The sequence below is a fragment of the Pseudomonas sp. P1_F1_2 genome (genome assembly GCF_056405815.1).
Map to the genome: position 1 here is coordinate 26,163 of NZ_JBFUBK010000034.1, position 18,208 is coordinate 44,370.

General features: G+C 59.8%; 19 protein-coding genes. 12 read left to right on the forward strand and 7 right to left on the reverse strand.

The window, feature by feature from the left end; all coding sequences use genetic code 11:
- Nucleotides 1-40: 40 nt before the first annotated feature.
- Nucleotides 41-1,264 carry an NADH:flavin oxidoreductase/NADH oxidase family protein gene (locus AC1D2P_RS12600; protein WP_077430248.1) on the reverse strand — a complete coding sequence of 408 codons (1,224 nt, stop codon included), beginning with the start codon at nucleotides 1,262-1,264 and terminating at the stop codon, nucleotides 41-43.
- A gap of 77 nt (nucleotides 1,265-1,341) precedes the next feature.
- Here AC1D2P_RS12600 and AC1D2P_RS12605 point away from each other — a divergent pair, with 77 nt between their 5' ends.
- On the forward strand, nucleotides 1,342-1,752 hold the full coding sequence (locus AC1D2P_RS12605; RefSeq protein WP_046027445.1) for a MerR family transcriptional regulator: 411 nt from the start codon (nucleotides 1,342-1,344) through the stop codon (nucleotides 1,750-1,752).
- On the opposite strand, the gene AC1D2P_RS12610 is transcribed toward AC1D2P_RS12605, so the two are convergent.
- Nucleotides 1,743-2,000 carry a DUF2790 domain-containing protein gene (locus AC1D2P_RS12610; RefSeq protein ID WP_046027444.1) on the reverse strand — a complete coding sequence of 86 codons (258 nt, stop codon included), beginning with the start codon at nucleotides 1,998-2,000 and terminating at the stop codon, nucleotides 1,743-1,745. The genes AC1D2P_RS12605 and AC1D2P_RS12610 overlap by 10 nt on opposite strands.
- 63 nt (nucleotides 2,001-2,063) lie before the next feature.
- Nucleotides 2,064-3,611, reverse strand: coding sequence for an MFS transporter (locus tag AC1D2P_RS12615; protein WP_477757530.1), 1,548 nt, complete (start codon nucleotides 3,609-3,611; stop codon nucleotides 2,064-2,066).
- Nucleotides 3,612-3,714: 103 nt separating this feature from the next.
- Here AC1D2P_RS12615 and AC1D2P_RS12620 point away from each other — a divergent pair, with 103 nt between their 5' ends.
- The gene (locus tag AC1D2P_RS12620; RefSeq protein ID WP_477757531.1) at nucleotides 3,715-4,581 is read left to right on the forward strand and encodes a LysR family transcriptional regulator; all 867 of its coding nucleotides are present in this window, start codon (nucleotides 3,715-3,717) and stop codon (nucleotides 4,579-4,581) included.
- 66 nt (nucleotides 4,582-4,647) lie between these two features.
- On the opposite strand, the gene AC1D2P_RS12625 is transcribed toward AC1D2P_RS12620, so the two are convergent.
- The gene (locus AC1D2P_RS12625) at nucleotides 4,648-5,091 is read right to left on the reverse strand and encodes a thioredoxin family protein (RefSeq protein ID WP_109784713.1); all 444 of its coding nucleotides are present in this window, start codon (nucleotides 5,089-5,091) and stop codon (nucleotides 4,648-4,650) included.
- 332 nt (nucleotides 5,092-5,423) lie between these two features.
- Here AC1D2P_RS12625 and AC1D2P_RS12630 point away from each other — a divergent pair, with 332 nt between their 5' ends.
- The 10 genes from AC1D2P_RS12630 to AC1D2P_RS12675 all read left to right on the forward strand — a co-directional run bounded on the left by AC1D2P_RS12630 (nucleotide 5,424) and on the right by AC1D2P_RS12675 (nucleotide 13,057).
- On the forward strand, nucleotides 5,424-5,672 hold the full coding sequence (locus AC1D2P_RS12630; RefSeq protein WP_046027440.1) for a type II toxin-antitoxin system Phd/YefM family antitoxin: 249 nt from the start codon (nucleotides 5,424-5,426) through the stop codon (nucleotides 5,670-5,672).
- On the forward strand, nucleotides 5,662-5,943 hold the full coding sequence (locus AC1D2P_RS12635) for a type II toxin-antitoxin system RelE family toxin (RefSeq protein ID WP_477757532.1): 282 nt from the start codon (nucleotides 5,662-5,664) through the stop codon (nucleotides 5,941-5,943). Before AC1D2P_RS12630 ends, AC1D2P_RS12635 begins: the two co-directional genes overlap by 11 nt.
- Before the next feature lie 414 nt (nucleotides 5,944-6,357).
- Nucleotides 6,358-7,206: a transporter substrate-binding domain-containing protein gene (locus AC1D2P_RS12640; RefSeq protein ID WP_077430243.1), complete on the forward strand. Its 849-nt coding sequence runs from the start codon at nucleotides 6,358-6,360 to the stop codon at nucleotides 7,204-7,206.
- A 52-nt stretch (nucleotides 7,207-7,258) separates the two neighbouring features.
- Nucleotides 7,259-7,921, forward strand: coding sequence for an amino acid ABC transporter permease (locus tag AC1D2P_RS12645; RefSeq protein ID WP_109784714.1), 663 nt, complete (start codon nucleotides 7,259-7,261; stop codon nucleotides 7,919-7,921).
- Between the two features lie 8 nt (nucleotides 7,922-7,929).
- Entirely contained in the window at nucleotides 7,930-8,592 is a 663-nt protein-coding gene (locus tag AC1D2P_RS12650) for an amino acid ABC transporter permease (protein WP_109784715.1), read from the forward strand.
- The gene (locus AC1D2P_RS12655) at nucleotides 8,589-9,380 is read left to right on the forward strand and encodes an amino acid ABC transporter ATP-binding protein (protein WP_477811454.1); all 792 of its coding nucleotides are present in this window, start codon (nucleotides 8,589-8,591) and stop codon (nucleotides 9,378-9,380) included. The genes AC1D2P_RS12650 and AC1D2P_RS12655 overlap by 4 nt, the downstream gene beginning before the upstream one ends.
- Nucleotides 9,381-9,424: 44 nt before the next feature.
- The gene (locus tag AC1D2P_RS12660; RefSeq protein WP_046027435.1) at nucleotides 9,425-9,814 is read left to right on the forward strand and encodes a RidA family protein; all 390 of its coding nucleotides are present in this window, start codon (nucleotides 9,425-9,427) and stop codon (nucleotides 9,812-9,814) included.
- Nucleotides 9,815-9,971: 157 nt separating this feature from the next.
- A complete protein-coding gene (locus tag AC1D2P_RS12665) occupies nucleotides 9,972-10,736 on the forward strand; it encodes an IclR family transcriptional regulator (protein ID WP_223524763.1) in 765 nt (254 codons plus the stop codon).
- Between the two features lie 39 nt (nucleotides 10,737-10,775).
- Nucleotides 10,776-11,993: an amino acid deaminase gene (locus AC1D2P_RS12670; RefSeq protein ID WP_223524766.1), complete on the forward strand. Its 1,218-nt coding sequence runs from the start codon at nucleotides 10,776-10,778 to the stop codon at nucleotides 11,991-11,993.
- A 131-nt stretch (nucleotides 11,994-12,124) separates the two neighbouring features.
- On the forward strand, nucleotides 12,125-13,057 hold the full coding sequence (locus tag AC1D2P_RS12675) for a sugar kinase (RefSeq protein ID WP_077430240.1): 933 nt from the start codon (nucleotides 12,125-12,127) through the stop codon (nucleotides 13,055-13,057).
- 122 nt (nucleotides 13,058-13,179) lie between these two features.
- Here AC1D2P_RS12675 and AC1D2P_RS12680 read toward each other — a convergent pair whose 3' ends face one another.
- The 3 genes from AC1D2P_RS12680 to AC1D2P_RS12690 all read right to left on the reverse strand — a co-directional run bounded on the left by AC1D2P_RS12680 (nucleotide 13,180) and on the right by AC1D2P_RS12690 (nucleotide 18,202).
- Entirely contained in the window at nucleotides 13,180-13,455 is a 276-nt protein-coding gene (locus tag AC1D2P_RS12680; RefSeq protein ID WP_007898282.1) for a peptidylprolyl isomerase, read from the reverse strand.
- Between the two features lie 65 nt (nucleotides 13,456-13,520).
- Nucleotides 13,521-16,058 (reverse strand): PAS domain-containing hybrid sensor histidine kinase/response regulator, encoded by a 2,538-nt coding sequence (locus tag AC1D2P_RS12685; protein ID WP_477811455.1) that lies wholly within the window; start codon nucleotides 16,056-16,058, stop codon nucleotides 13,521-13,523.
- Nucleotides 16,059-16,246: 188 nt separating this feature from the next.
- Complete coding sequence (locus tag AC1D2P_RS12690; RefSeq protein WP_258668050.1) at nucleotides 16,247-18,202, reverse strand: acetoacetate--CoA ligase; 1,956 nt, start codon at nucleotides 18,200-18,202, stop codon at nucleotides 16,247-16,249.
- Nucleotides 18,203-18,208 lie beyond the last annotated feature (6 nt).

Sequence of the window (18,208 nt, forward strand, 5' to 3'; positions counted from 1 at the left end):
AGAGACGATACTAATATGCCATCATCGTGTCTAGCTCAGGTTACTTACTCATCGCCTGACGATACTGGCGAGTCCGTCGGCTGATGTACAACTGGTCAAGAATCAATGCCCACAGCGCCGATACCTGCGGCTGAGGCTTACGCCCGCGGCTGAGTCGCTTGAGCTGAAACTTCACCACCGCCATGTTCGCCAGCGCGGCCAATGGTTTGCGTTTCCAGCGGATCGGCGGCAACTGCGGGTGACTGTTCTGACCTTGGCGCCACTGTTTGACCAATTGCGGTTCGACGGCCATCGCCGTGCCAATGCCGGCCATGGCGATGCCGCTGTCGAGCACCTGCTCCACGATAGCCAGACGCCGGATGCCGCCGGTTACCATCACCGGCATGTTCGCCACACTGGCCAGTTCACCGGCCATTTCCAGAAAGTAGGCTTCGCGCGCCAAGGTCCGGCCGTCGCGGGCTTCACCTTGCATCGCGGGGGCTTCGTAGCTGCCGCCGGAGAGTTCCAGCAGGTCGATGCGTTGCTCATTGAGCCACCGGATCACCTGACGGGCATCGTCGGCATCAAAACCGCCACGCTGGAAGTCGGCGGAATTGAGTTTCACTGCCACACAAAACTGCGGCGATACCGCCTCGCGAACGGCGCGGACCACGTCCAGCAGCAAACGCGCGCGATTTTCCAGTGATCCGCCCCAACGGTCGGTCCGCTGATTGGTCAGCGGCGAGAGGAACTGGCTGAGCAGGTAACCGTGCGCCGCATGGATCTGCACGCCAGTGAACCCGGCCTTTTCGGCGAGAGCTGCGCTGGTGGCGAAGCGGGTGATCACCTCGCTGATATTGGCCTCGGACATGGGTTTGGGCTCGGCAAACATCTTCGAAAAGCCCCCCAGGTCCAGCGCCACCGCCGACGGCGCCAAGGCTTGTTGGCCGAGGTTGGCCATGGTCTGGCGGCCGGGATGGTTCAATTGCACCCAGAAATGCGCACCACCGGCCCGGCCAATGGTTGCCCACTGACGGAACTGTTCGATATGCCGTTCGTCTTCCAGCACCACGCCACCGGGGCCGGTCATGGCGCGGCGATCGATCATGACATTGCCAGTCAGCAACAGGCCGGCTTCGCCCTCGGCCCAGGCCTGATACAGCTGAAACAAGGCGCGTGACGGCCCTTGGCCGGTATCGGCGAGGTTTTCTTCCATCGCGGCTTTGGCGATACGATTACCGACGGTCTGGCCGTTGGGCAGATTTAACGCTTGGAAGGGCGACATGCTTGACTCCTCATCAGTGAAGCGTAGAGGCTAAGCTTAAAGTTAACTTTAATGTCAAGCAGGCAAATGAGGCCGTGATGAAAATTGGTGAATTGGCGCAGTTAAGCGGCTTGAACGCTTCGCGAATCCGGTTTTACGAAGCTCAAGGGTTGATCAGTCAGGTGGCGCGCTCGGCCAATGGCTACCGGCGATACTCAGAGCAGGCCCTGCAAACACTGATGATTATTCAGTGTGCCCAACAGGCGGGGTTCAGCCTCGAAGAGCTGAAGCAGTTATTACCTGACACCGTAACGGGCGAGTTCAAGCGCGATGAACTGGTGGCGGGGCTTGTGCGAAAAGTCGAGCAGATCGAAGAAATGCAACTTCACCTGGCCCAGAGCAAGGCGAAGTTGCTGGGGGTGATCGAAAGCATCGAAGTGCGACCCGAAGGGATAGCCTGTGATGCGAATGCCGAGAGGGTGCTGGCGTCGCTCAAGCATCAGTTCTGATCGATGCATGAATCACCGTAAGCCTGGTAGCGCAGGACATGAGTGGCGCCCGTGGTGTCGACATAGGTCATCTCCCGTGGGCCGATGCCGCAATAATCGCCGTTGGTGATGTTGATGACCCTGGCAATGTTCAGCGATTTCGAATAGCTGTAGTCCTCGACGTTCGAGGGGCTGGCGTTGTCGGCAGAAGCAGCGGCGGCAGTGCCGCTCAGGGCAATCAGACACAGCGCGGACAGAAGGCTTTTCATGATGGGGCTCTCGTAGTGGCTACTGATCAATTTCAGTGGCAGTACGACGAACCCCGTACGGGTTTATTCCAGGCTCAGGGAGAAGTTTTTTTGCACCGGAATCGGATTGCGCATCAGCGTGCCCACCACCAAGGCACACAGCAGCGCCACCAGCCCGGCGACGCAGAGCAACAGACTGAAGCCGCCGACAAAGGCCTGACGCGCCAATGGCTCGACCACTGAGCGTGCAGTTTGCGGTAGCAGGTTCATGGCCGCCGCCATGTCACCGGCAACTACCCGCGAAGCAATGCCTTGTGCCTGGCTGAGCCACACCACGCCTTGAGTGGAAAGGCTGTCGCGCAACAACAGTTCGGTATGACTGGAGAGCAGCGCGCCGTAGACACCGATGGCCAGCACGATGGCGCTGAAACGCATGGTGGTGCTCATGCCCGACGCCATGCCAGTGCGCTCGCGGGGTACGCACGCCATGATGTTCTTTTGCGTGTCGCCATTGAGCAGCCCGGCACCCGCGCCGGTCACGGCAATCGCCAGGGCAAAGGGCAGGTAGCCGCCACTGCTGACCGCCCGGGCACTGAGCAAGTTGCCGCTGCCGACGAGCGTCAACCCGGCCGCCATCAAGGTGGCAGGCGAATAACGGCCGGCCAGTCGCGCTCCGATGCGTGGGCAGATCAGCATGGTCAACGCAAACGGCAGCATCCCCAGCCCCGACGCAATCGCCGAAAAGCCCAAGCCGTTTTGCAGGTAAAACGGCAGCAAGGTCATCATCACTTGAGCGCAACCGGCGTAGGCAAACATGCCGAGCAGTGCGCCGATAAAACGCGGATGCTTGAACAATTGCAGGTCGACCATCGGACGCTGTTGCATCCGCTCAATCACCACGAACAGCCCCAACAATAACGCGCCGCCGATGAGCCGGACGTAAGTGGTCGGGTTGTTCCAGCCAATCCGGTTAGCCTCGATCAACCCCCAGATCAGGCACAACAAACTCGCACTGAATGCCAGGCTGCCCCAGGGATCGAGGCGTGCGGATTGGGAGTCTCTGGATTCCGGCACGGTGCGCCAGACCATGACCATCAAGAACACGCCAATGGGCAGGTTGAGGTAAAAAATCCAGCGCCAGCCGATGTATTCGGTGATCAGTCCGCCGACCGTCGGCGCCGCGGTCATCGCCACCCCCATGCACGCCCCCCAGAACGCCCAGGCTTTGGCCCGCTCGACTTCATCGTGAAAGGTGTGGCCAATGGAGGCCAGTGCCGAGGTCAACAACAGTGCCGCGCCGACGCCTTTGATCGCCCGCGCAATATCGAGGAACAACGCGTTGGGCGCCGCACCGCACCCGAGGGACGCAAGAATGAAAATGCCCAGGCCCCAGAGCAGGGTTTTCTGCCGGCCAAAGCGGTCGGCAATGCTGCCCGCCGGCAGTAGCAGGGCGGCGAACGCCAGCATGTAGGCGCTGACGACCCATTCGATGTCGGCAAAGTTTGCGCCCAGGTCCCGTGCGATGGTCGGCAACGTGACCGCGACGATGTTGGTGTCCAGCACGATCAGCGAGCAGACACCTGAGGCTGTGAGTAACGTCAGTCGCGGGCTGACCTTGGGTTTGACGGGCATGACCGGAGCTCTTTACTGTGAGGGGCCATGCAGCTTATCGCCAGCAGGGGCTTGCTTTGTTAGGCATGGACCGTCAATTCATTACCTTTGGGCTAACGCACTAATGGAAATTCGCCATTTTCGCTATTTTCTGGCCGTTGCCCGGCAGCGCAATTTCACCCGCGCCGCCGAACATTTGGGCATCGCGCCGCCGACCTTGAGCCGACAGATCCAGGACATGGAAAGCGAACTGGGGGCTCGGTTGTTCTTGCGCCAGCAGCGTGACGTGAAGCTGACCGAGGCGGGCGTCGCGCTGGTGATCGAGGCCGAAGCCACCGTGCGCCAATTCGAATGTGCACAGCGCAACGCACAGCGGGCGGGGCGTGGCGACATTGGTCATATCGAACTGGGTTACGTGGCCTCGGCGGTGTTCGGCGGCGTGCTGCAAAAACAGGTGCAAGCCTTCAGCCGCGAATGCCCCGACGTGAGTCTGAATGTGCGGGAAAGCCCCATGGCCACGTTGCCGGCCATGGTGCTCGATGGTCGATTTGACATGGGTTACGTCCGTTCGCCCATGACGCTGCCAGAGGGGCTGGACGAGATCCGCCTCAACGCAGAAGGTTTTGTGCTCGCGGTCTCGGCCGAGTCCTGGCTGTGCCGTTTGCCGGACATCGGCCCGCAACATTTACAAAACGAGACGTTCATCCTGCCGGAACAAATCACCGGCACCTTGCAAGTGGCCGCCCAAGGCGGCTTTTCGCCGACCCTGGGGGCGCAACCGGGCGGGTTGGTGGCCGTGATTGCCTTGGTGTCGTTGGGGCAGGGCGTGGCAGTCGTGCCGGAATCGGTGGTCGGCCACGTCGGTTTGCCCGGCGTCCTGTATCGCAAGATAAGCTGCTGTGAAGCGACGTCCTGGCTGTCGCTGATTTATCGTCGCTTCGAGAAATCGGCGGCGGTGGTGAGGTACATCGAGCAGGTCAAACATTCCTGAGCACGACAATTTCGCGAGCAAGCTTGCACGCGATAGCGTCCTGTCAAACACCACTATTGCCAAGCCTTAACACCCGGCTCGACGATTCAACCGCTCAAAGGCCCGAGGCACGGTACACAATCTGCGCAACGTCTGGCGCAACCATGCCAGATCGTGACTCGGCGCCTGACGCACATATCGCGGCCTGAGCCTGCCGACGTGGTGGGCGAAATCCTGCTCCAGGGTCTCCTGAGAGCCAATGCCCTTGAGTTTCTTCCTCAATCTCCCGTCCTTGAAAAACAGCACCGTCGGCGTACCCGTAACGTTCGGATGCCGAGGTGATTCGCTGGTGTTCAACACGTAGATATTCGCGTGATGGCGATAGCGCTCGGCAACCTGGCGAAAGATCGGTTCCGCCCATTCGCAGGCCGGGCAGTGTTCGTTGCCGAAATACAGGATCACAGGACGCCAGGTTTTCAGTGCCTTGCGATACACCGGGGCCAGCGATGTCAGGTGGGTTGTCGAGCTCATTGAAATCTCCTTTTCACAACGACCATCGAGGGTTTGTCGACGGTAAAGGAGGGAAGTGGGGTGGGTCTACTGTCAGAAATTACAGGTGGGAAACTTCTTACGTTGTCTCGGAAGTTGCGCACGGTATTACACGATTCTCTCGACGGAGATCTCAGAAATCCAGATGCGTATGACGTGATACTTTTTGTGCAATCGAGAACAAGCACTGTTCAGGATCTGTAATGAGACACCCTTGCCTTGGGGGCGTGAAATTTCTCTCAAAAGGATGGAGCTCAGATGCGCTTTAGAGTGCTATTTTTAGCGTCTCTAAAAGCACTCATAGGAACAAATTCATGACACATATCGTGCTTTCGCAAGTCGTGGCGAGCATCTCCGAGCTGAAAAAAAACCCGATGGGTACGGTTGCTGCCGGTGGTGGTTTATCTGTTGCGATCCTCAACCGTAATGAGCCGGCTTTCTATTGCGTTCCCGCCAAGGAGTACGAAGCGATGATGAGTCGTTTGGAAGATTTGGAGTTAATCGCTCTTTGCAAAGAACGAGAGAACGATCCCACCATAAAGGTTTCAATTGATGACCTATGAGCTGGAATTCTCTGAAAAAGCGTGGAAAGAATGGCAAAAGCTGGGGGGCAACCTAAGGGAGCAATTCAAAAGGAAGCTTCAGGAGCGACTGCTTAATCCGCATGTTCCCGCAGACCGGCTAAGCGGGCTTGGAAATGCTTACAAGATCAAGCTACGTAGTGCTGGATACAAGATGGTTTATCGAGTGAAGGACGAGGTGTTGATAGTGACTGTCATCGCCGTGGGGAAACGAGAACGGGGCGATGTTTACAAAAATGCAGGCGATCGCTGACGGGAGCTGTCTGAAGGCTTATTCCGAAAGGGATGTGCGCCGACGGAGACTCTGTACTCGTAGATGCCAGATGCCCTGATTGATCGTGGAAGAAAATGTGGAGTTTAGGACACGCAATACTTTGCCCTTCTCGATTCCTCCAAGAAAGAATGCATTATTAGTCAGCACCGTCTTGGCTCATCGACATCCCAGATGTGAACCAGATACCCGCCAACTGTGGCCAACGGTAGCGCTCCCTTGATCGTGCGTTCCGTAACACTCTTGCCGTGCTTTCGCACATCCATTTGATTCAAAACACTTTTCAATCTCCCCAACATTCCCTCCACAACCTGTGGCACACTTTCTGCTGTCTATTCCGCTGTTACATACTCGTGTCCGGTATAGCGGAATAAACATCACTCTGGAGTGCTTGCCATGCATCGCCGACCTTCCTTGTTTAAAGCGTGTGTTTTCCTTTTCGCCGCGTCTGCCTCTGTCATGGGCATGGCCCAGGCAGCAGACAGCAAGCTCGATAGCGTGCTGGCCCGCGGGAAATTGATTGTGGGCACGGGCAGCACCAATGCGCCGTGGCACTTCCAGGGAGCGGATGGCAAGTTGCAGGGGTTCGATATCGATATCGGGCGGATGATTGCCAAGGGGTTGTTCAACGACCCGACCAAGGTCGAGTTCGTGGTGCAGTCGTCCGATGCGCGGATTCCCAATCTGCTGACCGACAAGGTCGACATCAGTTGCCAGTTCATTACCGTGACCGCCAGCCGTGCGCAGCAGGTGGCGTTCACCTTGCCGTACTACCGCGAAGGCGTCGGCCTGCTGTTGCCGGCGAACAGCAAGTACAAGGAAATCGAAGACCTCAAGGCCGCTGGCGACAGCGTGACCGTGGCGGTGTTGCAGAACGTGTACGCCGAGGAGTTGGTGCACCAGGCACTGCCCAAGGCCAAGGTCGATCAGTACGACAGTGTGGATTTGATGTACCAGGCCGTGAACTCCGGCCGTGCCGATGCCGCCGCCACCGATCAGTCGTCGGTCAAATACCTGATGGTGCAGAACCCTGGCCGCTATCGCAGCCCGACTTACGCCTGGAGCCCGCAAACCTACGCCTGCGCAGTCAAACGTGGCGATCAGGACTGGCTGAACTTCGTCAACACCACCTTGCATGAAGCCATGACCGGCGTGGAGTTCCCGACCTACGCGGCGTCGTTCAAACAGTGGTTCGGTGTCGAGCTGCCGTCGCCGGCCATCGGTTTCCCTGTCGAATTCAAATGATCCCGTGAGAGCGGGGCGCCTGTAACGCGCCCCGCTCAAGGTACTGCTGACCATGAACTATCAGTTGAATTTTGCCGCCGTGTGGCGCGATTTCGACACCTTGCTGGCGGGGCTCGGTCTGGGCCTCGAACTGGCACTGGTGTCGATCGCCATCGGCTGCGTGATCGGCCTGATGATGGCGTTTGCTTTGCTTTCGAAGCACCGCGCATTGCGGGTGCTGGCGTCGGTGTATGTGACGGTGATCCGCAATACGCCGATTCTGGTATTGATTCTGTTGATCTACTTTGCCTTGCCCAGCCTGGGCATTCGCCTGGACAAGATCCCGTCGTTCATCATCACGTTGTCGCTGTATGCCGGGGCGTATCTGACCGAAGTGTTCCGGGGTGGCTTGCTGAGTATTCCCAAGGGGCTACGCGAGGCCGGGTTGGCCATTGGCCTGGGCGAGTGGCAGGTCAAGGCGTACGTCACCGTACCGGTGATGTTGCGCAATGTGCTGCCGGCCTTGTCGAACAACTTCATCTCGCTGTTCAAGGACACCTCTCTGGCCGCGGCGATTGCCGTGCCGGAGCTGACCTATTACGCGCGCAAGATCAATGTCGAGAGCTACCGGGTGATTGAAACCTGGCTGGTGACCACGGCGCTCTATGTTGCGGCCTGCTACCTCATTGCCATGATGCTGCGTTACCTCGAACAGCGTCTGGCGATCCGCCGATAGGAGGCCCCATGTACGAATCCCCCAGTTGGTTGAATGAGTTATGGGTGGCCCGCGAAGTGTTGTGGCAAGGCTTTTTGACCAGCGTGCAGGTGTCGGCACTGGCCATTTTGCTGGGCACGATGGTCGGCATTGTCGCCGGCCTGGTGCTGACCTACGGCAAGTTCTGGATGCGCGCGCCGTTTCGTTTTTATGTCGACCTGATTCGCGGGACGCCGGTATTTGTGTTGGTGCTGGCCTGCTTCTATATGGCGCCGGCACTGGGTTGGCAGATCAGCGCGTTTCAGGCCGGTGCCTTGGGTCTGACGCTGTTTTGCGGCTCCCACGTCGCCGAAATCGTGCGCGGTGCGTTGCAGGCATTACCCAGCGGGCAGATGGAAGCGAGCAAAGCCATCGGCCTGACGTTTTATCAGGCCCTCGGGTATGTGCTGTTGCCTCAGGCGCTGCGGCAAATCCTGCCGACCTGGGTCAACTCATCGACCGAGATCGTCAAGGCGTCGACCCTGTTGTCGGTGATCGGTGTGGCCGAGTTGCTGCTCAGCACGCAGCAGATCATCGCCCGGACCTTCATGACCCTGGAGTTTTACCTGTTCGCCGGATTTCTGTTTTTCGTCATCAACTACGGCATCGAATTACTCGGCCGGCACATTGAAAAGCGGGTGGCCTTGCCATGACTCAAACTTCCAACATACAAAACGGCCAGGCCCTGCTGGACATTCGCGRGCTGCACAAACAGTACGGCAAGCTCGAAGTGCTCAAGGGCGTAGACCTGAGCATGCAGCGCGGCAACGTCGTCACACTGATCGGCTCCAGCGGCTCGGGCAAAACCACACTGTTGCGTTGCGTGAACATGCTCGAAGAGTTTCAGGGTGGGCAGATCATGCTCGATGGCGAGTCCATCGGTTATGACGAGGTCAACGGCAAGCGTGTGCGCCATGCGGAAAAAGTCATCGCCCGTCATCGTGCAATGACCGGCATGGCGTTCCAGCAGTTCAACCTGTTCCCGCACCTTACGGCGTTGCAGAACGTCACGCTGGGTTTGCTCAAGGTCAAGAAGCTGCACAAGGACGAAGCGGTCGCGCTGGCGGAAAAATGGCTGGAGCGCGTCGGTTTGCTGGAGCGCCGTGATCACTATCCCGGTCAGTTGTCCGGCGGTCAGCAACAGCGCGTGGCGATTGCCCGGGCGATTGCGATGAACCCGAGCCTGATGCTGTTTGATGAAGTCACCTCGGCGCTCGACCCTGAGCTGGTCGGCGAGGTGCTGAACGTGATCAAGGGCCTGGCCGACGAAGGCATGACCATGTTGCTGGTCACCCACGAAATGCGTTTTGCATTCGAAGTTTCGGACAAGATCGTTTTCATGAATCAGGGGCGCATTGAAGAGCAGGGGCCACCCAAGGAGCTGTTCGAACGCCCGCAATCGCCGCGTCTGGCGGAATTTCTCAAGAACACGCGTTTCTGATTTTTTTCAGAAGCATTTTCACTTCTCAATCAGGAGAAACACTCATGAGCATTACTCGTTACGGCACCGGCAGCACCGCCGGTGGCGGCCAGCCCCGTCCTTTTGCACGCGCCGTTGAAGCCGATGGCTGGCTGCATGTGTCTGGCCAGGTGCCGGCGCTGGATGGCGAAATCATTGTGGGTGGCATTGTCGAGCAGACTCACCAGACCATGAAAAACCTGATCGCGATTCTCGAAGAGGCCGGTTATGGCCTGGAAGACGTGGTGCGCACGGGCGTATGGCTGGAAGACCCACGGGATTTCTGGAGCTTCAACAAAGTGTTTTCCGAGTACTTCAGCCCCGAGCACGCCCCGGCGCGCGCGTGTGTGCAGGCGAACATGATGGTCGACTGCAAGGTTGAGATCGACTGCATCGCGTACAAGAAAAAGGCCTGAACCGAGGTGACTACATCGCGGGCAAGCCACGCTCCCACATTGGATCTCCAGTGTTCACACAATCCCTGTGGGAGCTGGCTTGCCAGCGATGGCGGCCTAACGGTAACCGCGGGACTCTGGGTAAACTCCCCGGCGAATTTGAATGGGAACCACTGACATGACCGAAGACACCATCAAGCGCCGGGCACGCGGGCTGGACCGGGCGTTCGATATCCTCGACTTCCTCAAGGAAATCGGCAAACCCCTGCGCCCGAACGAAATCGCCAGCGGCATCGGCAGTCCGAAATCCACGGTCTACGAACTGGTGGCCTCGCTGCTGGAACGTCGGGTTCTGGAGGCCGTGGGCAAGGACGGTCACGTTTACCTCGGCCGTCAGCTGTACTTCCTGGGACAGGCGCATTTGCGTCATTTCGACCTGACCCGCGAGGCTGATCATGCCTTGCAGGAGATCGTCAGCCAGACCCATGAAACCGCCCAGATGTGCCTGCTCAACGGGCGCAAATACACGGTGGCGCTGATGAAGGAAGGCGAGCGGCATTTCCGCATTTCTTCGGACATCGGCGAGAACGCGCCGATTCCGTGGACGGCGTCCGGGCGCCTTCTGCTGACGCACTTGAGTGACCAGGAAATCGTCGACTTGATCGACCACGACGACTTCATCCTGCCCAACGGCGAGCGTCTGGCGCTGGAGCAGTTTCTCCAGGAGATCCGTCAGGCCGGTATCGAGGGCTTCTTCTCTTTCGATAGTGTCGCCGACACCTTTACCCACTGCTTCGCCGCTCCGGTCAAAGACCCGACGGGCGTGGCCATCGCGACCCTGTGCATCGTCGCCCCACGGGACGATGCCAAGAACAATTACGACGCTTATCGCCGGGTGCTGATCGACAGCGCCAACAGCCTGGCCCGGCGTATCAACGAATAACAGCGGCTGCATGTGGCCGCGAATGTGAGGAGCTCGACCATGTCTACTGCCCAAAATACTGCCGCCGTGGAAAAGGGCTTTGCCCAGACCGGCGCCAATCTGGTACGCGACGTCAGCCTGCCGGCGCTGGTGCTGCACCGCGAAGCGCTGGAGCACAACATTCGGTGGATGCAGACGTTTGTCAGCAACAGCGGTGCCGAACTCGCGCCCCACGGTAAAACCAGCATGACCCCGGCACTGTTTCGCCGCCAACTGGACGCCGGTGCCTGGGGCATCACCCTGGCGAGCGCTACGCAAACTCGCGCGGCTTACGCCCACGGTGTGCGTCGGGTGCTGATGGCCAACCAGTTGGTGGGCACGCCGAACATGGCGCTGATCGCCGATCTGCTGGCAGACCCGACCTTTGATTTCCATTGCATGGTCGATCACCCGGACAACGTCGCCGACCTCGGGGCGTTCTTTGCCTCGCGCGGTGTGCGCCTGAACGTGATGATCGAATACGGCGTGGTGGGTGGTCGTTGCGGTTGCCGCACGGAAGACGAAGTTCTCGCACTGGCCAAAGCGATCAACGCACAACCGGCGTTGGCACTGACCGGTATCGAAGGCTACGAAGGCGTGATCCATGGTGATCATGCGGTCACCGGCATTCGTGATTTCGCCGGGTCATTGGTGCGCTTGGCCGTGCAGTTGCAGGACAGTGGCGCATTTGCGATTACCAAGCCGATCATCACCGCTTCGGGATCGGCTTGGTATGACTTGATTGCCGAGGAGTTCGAAGCGCAAAACGCCGGCGGCCGTTTCCTCAGCGTGCTGCGTCCCGGCAGCTACGTGGCGCACGATCATGGCATCTACAAAGAAGCGCAGTGCTGCGTGCTCGACCGTCGCAGCGACCTGCACGAAGGCCTGCGCCCGGCACTGGAAGTCTGGGCGCACGTGCAGTCGATGCCGGAACCGGGTTTTGCGGTGATTGCCCTGGGCAAGCGCGATGTGGCCTACGACGCCGGTTTGCCGGTGCCGCTGCTGCGTTACAAGGCCGGGGTGATCCCGGCCAACGGCGATGACGTCAGCGCCTGCAAGGTGACAGCGGTGATGGATCAACACGCGTTCATGACCGTCGCGCCGGGGGTTGAATTGCGGGTGGGCGACATCATTTCGTTCGGCACCTCGCACCCGTGCCTGACGTTCGACAAGTGGCGTACCGGGTGTCTGGTGGATGAACAGCTGAATGTCATCGAAACCATGGAAACCTGTTTCTAAGGCTTGATACCGAGGTGCGGCAATCGCGGGCAAGCCCGGCTCCTACAGGGGTTAGACGATCCCTGTAGGAGCGGAGCTTGCTCGCGATGAGGCCCGCCCAGACAACAAAGAAACACCAGAGACCCCACACAATGCACACCATCAACACCCTGGGGCCAGATGCCCCACGCATCGCCCTGATCGGCGAATGCATGATCGAGCTGCAACATCGCGCCGACGGCAGCCTCCAACAAAGCTTCGGCGGCGATACCCTGAACACCGCCGTCTACCTGGCCCGTGAACTGGGCGAGCGCGGTATCGTCGACTACGTCACGGCCCTGGGCGACGACAGTTTCAGCGATGCGATGTGCCAGCACTGGGCCAGCGAAGACATCGGCTTGGGCATGGTCCAGCGTTTGCCCGGTCGCTTGCCCGGTTTGTATTGCATCCAGACCGATGCCGCCGGTGAGCGCCGTTTCCTCTACTGGCGCAACGAAGCCGCCGTGCGCGATTGCTTCACCACGCCAGCGGCCGCGCCGATCCTGGCGGCGCTGCCGGATTACGATGTGCTGTATTTCAGCGGCATTACCCTGGCGGTGCTCGGTGTGCAAGGTCGGGAAAAGTTGCTGGAAACGTTGATTGAGGCCCGTCAGCGAGATGCGCGGATCGTCTTCGACAACAATTATCGGCCACGGCTGTGGACTTCAGTCGAAGAAGCTCGCGCGGCGTATCGCAGTGTTTTGCCGTATGTGGACCTGGCGTTGCTGACCCTTGAGGACGAGCAGGCGCTGTTTCATTTCTCCAGCGGCGAGGCGGTGTTCGAGGCTTACGAGCAGATCGGTACGCCGGAAGTGGTGCTCAAGCGTGGCGCCGAGGCCTGTTTGATTCGTTGCGACGGCGAGATGTTCGAGGTGCCGGCGCAGAAGGTCGAGCGCGTTGTAGACACCACGGCGGCGGGGGATTCGTTCAGTGCGGCGTATCTGGCCAGCCGACTCAAGGGCGGGAGCCCGGCCGAGGCGGCGGAGGCGGGGCATCGATTGGCAAGCCGGGTGATTCAGGTGCCGGGGGCGTTGATCCCAAGATAGCGGTGGATGGCCACTGGCTGCGCCATCGGTTCGCGAGCAGGCTCGCTCCGACAGTGGATCTTCGGTGTTCACAAAACCTGTGGGAGCGGGCTTGCCCGCGATGGGGCCCAACAGCCAACCGATCAATCCCGGTAAAACACCTGCACCAGGTGATACCCGAACTTGCTCTTGATTGGCCCATGCACCACCCGCAGCGGTTTCTTGAAAATCACCGCATCAATGACCCCGACCATCTGCCCCGGCCGAACTTCACCCAGGTCGCCGCCGCGCTTGCCGGACGGGCAGGTGGAGTACTTTTTGGCCAGCACATCGAAGGCTTCGCCCTTGGCGATGCGTTGTTTGAGCTGCTCGGCTTCTTCCGAGGTTTTCACCAGAATATGGCGGGCTTGAGCTTTCATTGGGGCATACCTTGCAACGGTGGTGGCTATGTTGGTACCAGCGGGGCGCGCGATTATGCCTTAACTCAGTCCGGTTGGCCGATCATCGTGCGAATCTTGTTGGCCAGCAGATCAATGGAAAAAGGCTTGGCGACCATGTCCATGCCTTCTTCGAGGAACCCCTGGCGTTCGGCGGCTGTTTCCGCGTAACCGGTCATGAACAGCACTTTCAGTCCCGGGCGATGCTGGCGGGCGATCTCTGCCAGCTGCCGTCCGTTCATGCCCGGCAGCCCGACATCGGTCACCAGCAGGTCGACGCGCAAATCAGATTCCAGCAAGGGCAGGGCCGTTGTCGCATCTTCGGCTTCGTAAGCGTGGTAACCCAGCTCTTTGAGCAGATCGAGCACCAGCATGCGCACCGCCGGATCATCTTCCACCAACACCACGGTTTCCCCGGCAATCGCTGCGGGTGCCTCGCCCGTCACCGGCGTCAGCACGTCCTGCGGTTCCATGGCGTGCAGGCGTGGCAAATACAGGCGCACGCTGGTGCCCTGGCCCGGCAAGCTGAACAGGCTGACATGCCCGCCCGATTGCTGGGCGAAGCCGTAAATCATCGACAACCCCAGGCCGGTGCCCTGGCCGATGGGCTTGGTGGTGAAGAACGGGTCGAACGCCTTGGCCAATACCGACGGTGTCATGCCGGTGCCGTTGTCGCTGACGGCGATCATCACGTAGTCCCCGGCCTTGACCGGTTCCACCGTGGTGATGTCGCTGCCGTCGAGGTAAACATTCGCCGTTTCGATCAGCAGTTCGCCGCCACCGGGCATCGCATCGCGGGCGTTGATCACCAGGTTGAGCAGGGCATTTTCCAGTTGGCTGACGTCGGTGCTGATCGACCAGACTTCATCGGCCAGTTGCAGTTTGAGCTCGATGTGGTCGCCCTTGGTCCGGCTGAGCAAATCCTCCAGCGAACGCACCAGCTCGTTGGCATTGAGCGGCTTGCGATCCAGTGACTGGCGACGGGAGAACGCCAGCAGGCGATGGGTCAGCGCGGCGGCGCGGTTGGCCGAGGACACGGCGGCTTCGGTAAAACGGCCAATCTCGGCAGTACGCCCGTCGGCGATGTAGCGCTGCATCAGGTCGAGACTGCCGATGATCCCGGTGAGCATGTTGTTGAAGTCATGGGCGATACCGCCGGTGAGTTGGCCGACGGCCTCCATTTTCTGTGCATGACGCAAGGCGTCCTCGGCACGCTCGCGTTCGACCATCTCGTTCTGCAGACGCTGGTTGGYTTCGGCCAACTGCTGTGTGCGGGCGGCGACGCGCTCTTCCAGGGTTTCGTTGAGGTTGCGCAAGGCTTCCTCGGTCTGCTTGCGCTCGGTTTCGTCGATTACAAAAATGTAGAAACCATTCACCGCGCCGTCCGCACCGTGGCGCGGCAGGTAATTCATCAGCGCCTGGCGCAGGCTGCCGTCACGGTGTGGCGTGCTGATACTGAAACTGCAGGGCTTGCCCTTCAGGGCTTCGCCGATGTATTCGGCGCGCAACGCATAGGCCTCGTCACCCAGCACTTCACGAATGGTTTTGCCAAAGAGCTCTTGGGGCGTCAGGCCGTACCAGTCCAGGTAGGCGGAATTGTTCAGGCGAAAACGCTCTTCACTGTCGACGTAGCTGATCAGGATCGGCATGGCATTGATGATCAGTTGCAGCTCGGTCTGGCTTTGGCGCAGCGCCTGTTCGGTGTGTTTGCGCTCGGTAAGGTCCAGCGCCGCCCCGAGAAAACGCATCGGCCGGCCATGGTGATCCTTATAGCAACGACCCCGGGCAAACACCCAGCGCAACTGGCCGTCGGGTTGCAGCAGGCGATACTCCTCGGCGTACTCGGTGCCATGGGTGATGCAGTGCTTGATGCTGCGCGCGATCATCGCCCGGTCTTCGGGGTGCACGCCGTGCAAGTACTCGCTGATGGGTAACTGCCCGGCCAGTTCCGGGTTGACGCCGTGCAGTTGGGCGAAATGGGCATCGGCGAGGAAACGGTCTTCGCCGATGTCCCAATCCCAGGTGCCGACCGCGTCGGTGGCGGCCAAAGCCAGTTGCAGGCGTTGCTCGGTTTCGCGCTGGGCCTTGAGGCTCGCGGCTGAGCGCTGTTCAAGCTCCAGCGCGATACGGCGGCGTTCGTTGGTTTCAATGGCGGTGACCAGGATTCCGGCGACCTCGGCGCTTTCATCGCGGATCGGGCTGTAGGTCAAATCCAGCCAGAAGTCGGAATCCGCACCGTCACGCTGCAAGGTAAAGCGCTGTTCGCTGTAGGTGCGTACCTGGCCCTGTAGGACAGCGCTGTAAATCGGGTCGGTAAAGTCCTGGAGATCTGGCCAGATTTGATGCGTCGGCTGTCCGAAAGCGTGTGGATGCTTGCTGCCGGCGAGGAGGGCGAAGCCATCGTTGTAAATCTGTGTCAGTTGCGGACCCCACAGCAACAGCATTGGCATCGGTGAGTGGATCACGATATCCACGGCGGTGCGCAGGCTCTGTGGCCAGGTGCCGGCCGCGCCCAATGGGGTGCGTGTCCAGTCCAGCCTGGCAATCAAGGCCTGGGCATCGCTGCCGATGGGGAATGCGTTCATCAAGTCGTCCTGCGTTTAAACCGGTGTGGCGGCGTCTGCTTTTCTCGTAGAGGGGTAGACGCTGGATGGCCCGTTTGGGGTCATTATTTTTGCATTGAATGCTTTGCGGGCGCTTTTTGCCATGGAAATCGATGCGCTGTCAGCCCCGCGGGCCAACTGTAATGACGCTGACCCACAGGGAAACATTTTCAATCCTGCAGTTCGGGGCGGTTTCGGAACTGTTCCAGCGCCTCGGGATTGGCCAGTGCATCGGTGTTTTTGACCTTTTGCCCATGCACCACATTGCGTACCGCCAACTCGACGACCTTGCCGCTGATGGTCCGTGGAATATCGGTCACCGCGACGATCTTCGCTGGCACATGCCGGGGCGTGGTGTTGTCTCGAATGACCTGACGAATCTGCTGTTGCAGCGCTTCATCGAGTTCAACGCCCTCACGCACGCGCACAAACAGCACCACCCGCACGTCTCCCTGCCATTGTTGACCAATGGCCACGCTGTCCAGCACTTGCGGGACTTTTTCCACCTGGCGGTAAATCTCCGCCGTACCGATGCGCACGCCGCCAGGGTTAAGCACCGCGTCCGAACGGCCATGGATCATCATCGCGCCGTGCGGCAGTTGTTCGGCGTAATCGCCTTGGGCCCAGACACCCGGGAACTGGCTGAAATACGAGGTGTGAAGCTTCTCCTGCTGCGGGTCATTCCAGAAACCGATGGGCATCGCCGGAAAGTGCCGGGTGCACACCAATTCACCTTTTTCGCCAATCACAGGCTTGCCGTCGTCGTTCCAGACTTCGACCGCCATGCCCAGGCTTTTGCCCTGAATCTCGCCACGGCATACCGGTTGAAACGGATTGCTGTTCACGAAGCACGAAACGATGTCGGTACCTCCGGACATCGAGGCCAGGCACAGGTCAGTCTTGAAGTCGCGATAGACGTAATCGTAACTCTGCGGTGACAGCGCGGAGCCGGTGCAGAGCAGGGTTTTCAGGCTGCTCAGGTCGTGACTTTCGCGCGGTTTGACGCCGTTGCTTTCCAGGGTCGCGAGGTACTTGGGGCTGGTGCCGAAGACGCTGATGCACTCGTCGTCGATCAGGTCGATCAAGCGTTGCGGGTCCGGATGGAAGGGTGAGCCGTCGTACAGGACAACGGCGCTACCCACCGCCAGCGCCGAGACCAGCCAATTCCACATCATCCAGCCGCAAGTTGTGTAGTAGAACAGGCGGTCGCCGGCGCCCAGATCACAATGCAAGCCGTGTTCCTTGACGTGTTGCAGCAGTACGCCACCGGTGCTGTGGACGATGCATTTCGGCACGCCAGTGGTGCCGCTGGAATAGAGGATGTACAGCGGATGAGCGAAGGGTACGGGGACGAAATCCGGTTCACCGCCGACGTCGTAGAAATCCTCCCAGAGCGTGACATTGGCCGGGGTGTGGAAGTCCACGATGTGTGCCTGCGGCTTTGCAAAAGGCACCACGATCAACTGCTGCAACGACGGCAGGCGTTCCAGGATTTCATTGATTTTGCCGGTCTGGTCGATGTCCTTGCCGGCATAGTGGTAACCGGCGCAGGTGACCAGTACTTTCGGTTCGATCTGGCCGAAACGGTCGATCACGCCCTGGGTGCCAAAATCCGGCGACGAACAGGACCAGATCGCCCCCAGGCTCGTGGTGCCGAGCATGGCCACCAGCGTTTGCCAGGTGTTGGGCATGCACGCCGTTACGCGATCACCGAGGCCGACACCCGCAGCGATCAGGCTGTGTTGGAACCCGGCAACGTGCTCGGCGAGTTCCGCCCACGTCAGGTGTTCGCGCTGGCCATTCTCGCCAATGGCAATCACCGCGATGGCATCGTCGCGACGGCGTAGCAGGTGTTCGGCAAAATTCAGGGTGGCGCCGGGGAACCACTGGGCGCTGGGCATTTGCGTGCCCTCGACCAACACCGCATCCGGCTGATCGTGAAAACGGACGTCGAAGAAATCGACGATGGCTTGCCAGAAGTCTTCGCGATGATCGATGGACCATTGGTGCAGGGCGGGGTAGTCATCGATATGGATGTGGTGTCGCTGACTGATGGAACGCCGAAAGGCGTCCATGCGCGTCTTGGCGATTCGCTCGGCGCTGGGTTGCCAGAGGATGTCGGACATGATTTG

Bases quoted from the DNA above. Each gene is read 5' to 3' on its own strand.
- AC1D2P_RS12600 (WP_077430248.1), bottom strand. From the start codon at position 1,264: ATGTCGCCCTTCCAAGCGTTAAATCTGCCCAACGGCCAGACCGTCGGT.
- AC1D2P_RS12605 (WP_046027445.1), top strand. From the start codon at position 1,342: ATGAAAATTGGTGAATTGGCGCAGTTAAGCGGCTTGAACGCTTCGCGA.
- AC1D2P_RS12610 (WP_046027444.1), bottom strand. From the start codon at position 2,000: ATGAAAAGCCTTCTGTCCGCGCTGTGTCTGATTGCCCTGAGCGGCACT.
- AC1D2P_RS12615 (WP_477757530.1), bottom strand. From the start codon at position 3,611: ATGCCCGTCAAACCCAAGGTCAGCCCGCGACTGACGTTACTCACAGCC.
- AC1D2P_RS12620 (WP_477757531.1), top strand. From the start codon at position 3,715: ATGGAAATTCGCCATTTTCGCTATTTTCTGGCCGTTGCCCGGCAGCGC.
- AC1D2P_RS12625 (WP_109784713.1), bottom strand. From the start codon at position 5,091: ATGAGCTCGACAACCCACCTGACATCGCTGGCCCCGGTGTATCGCAAG.
- AC1D2P_RS12630 (WP_046027440.1), top strand. From the start codon at position 5,424: ATGACACATATCGTGCTTTCGCAAGTCGTGGCGAGCATCTCCGAGCTG.
- AC1D2P_RS12635 (WP_477757532.1), top strand. From the start codon at position 5,662: ATGACCTATGAGCTGGAATTCTCTGAAAAAGCGTGGAAAGAATGGCAA.
- AC1D2P_RS12640 (WP_077430243.1), top strand. From the start codon at position 6,358: ATGCATCGCCGACCTTCCTTGTTTAAAGCGTGTGTTTTCCTTTTCGCC.
- AC1D2P_RS12645 (WP_109784714.1), top strand. From the start codon at position 7,259: ATGAACTATCAGTTGAATTTTGCCGCCGTGTGGCGCGATTTCGACACC.
- AC1D2P_RS12650 (WP_109784715.1), top strand. From the start codon at position 7,930: ATGTACGAATCCCCCAGTTGGTTGAATGAGTTATGGGTGGCCCGCGAA.
- AC1D2P_RS12660 (WP_046027435.1), top strand. From the start codon at position 9,425: ATGAGCATTACTCGTTACGGCACCGGCAGCACCGCCGGTGGCGGCCAG.
- AC1D2P_RS12665 (WP_223524763.1), top strand. From the start codon at position 9,972: ATGACCGAAGACACCATCAAGCGCCGGGCACGCGGGCTGGACCGGGCG.
- AC1D2P_RS12670 (WP_223524766.1), top strand. From the start codon at position 10,776: ATGTCTACTGCCCAAAATACTGCCGCCGTGGAAAAGGGCTTTGCCCAG.
- AC1D2P_RS12675 (WP_077430240.1), top strand. From the start codon at position 12,125: ATGCACACCATCAACACCCTGGGGCCAGATGCCCCACGCATCGCCCTG.
- AC1D2P_RS12680 (WP_007898282.1), bottom strand. From the start codon at position 13,455: ATGAAAGCTCAAGCCCGCCATATTCTGGTGAAAACCTCGGAAGAAGCC.
- AC1D2P_RS12690 (WP_258668050.1), bottom strand. From the start codon at position 18,202: ATGTCCGACATCCTCTGGCAACCCAGCGCCGAGCGAATCGCCAAGACG.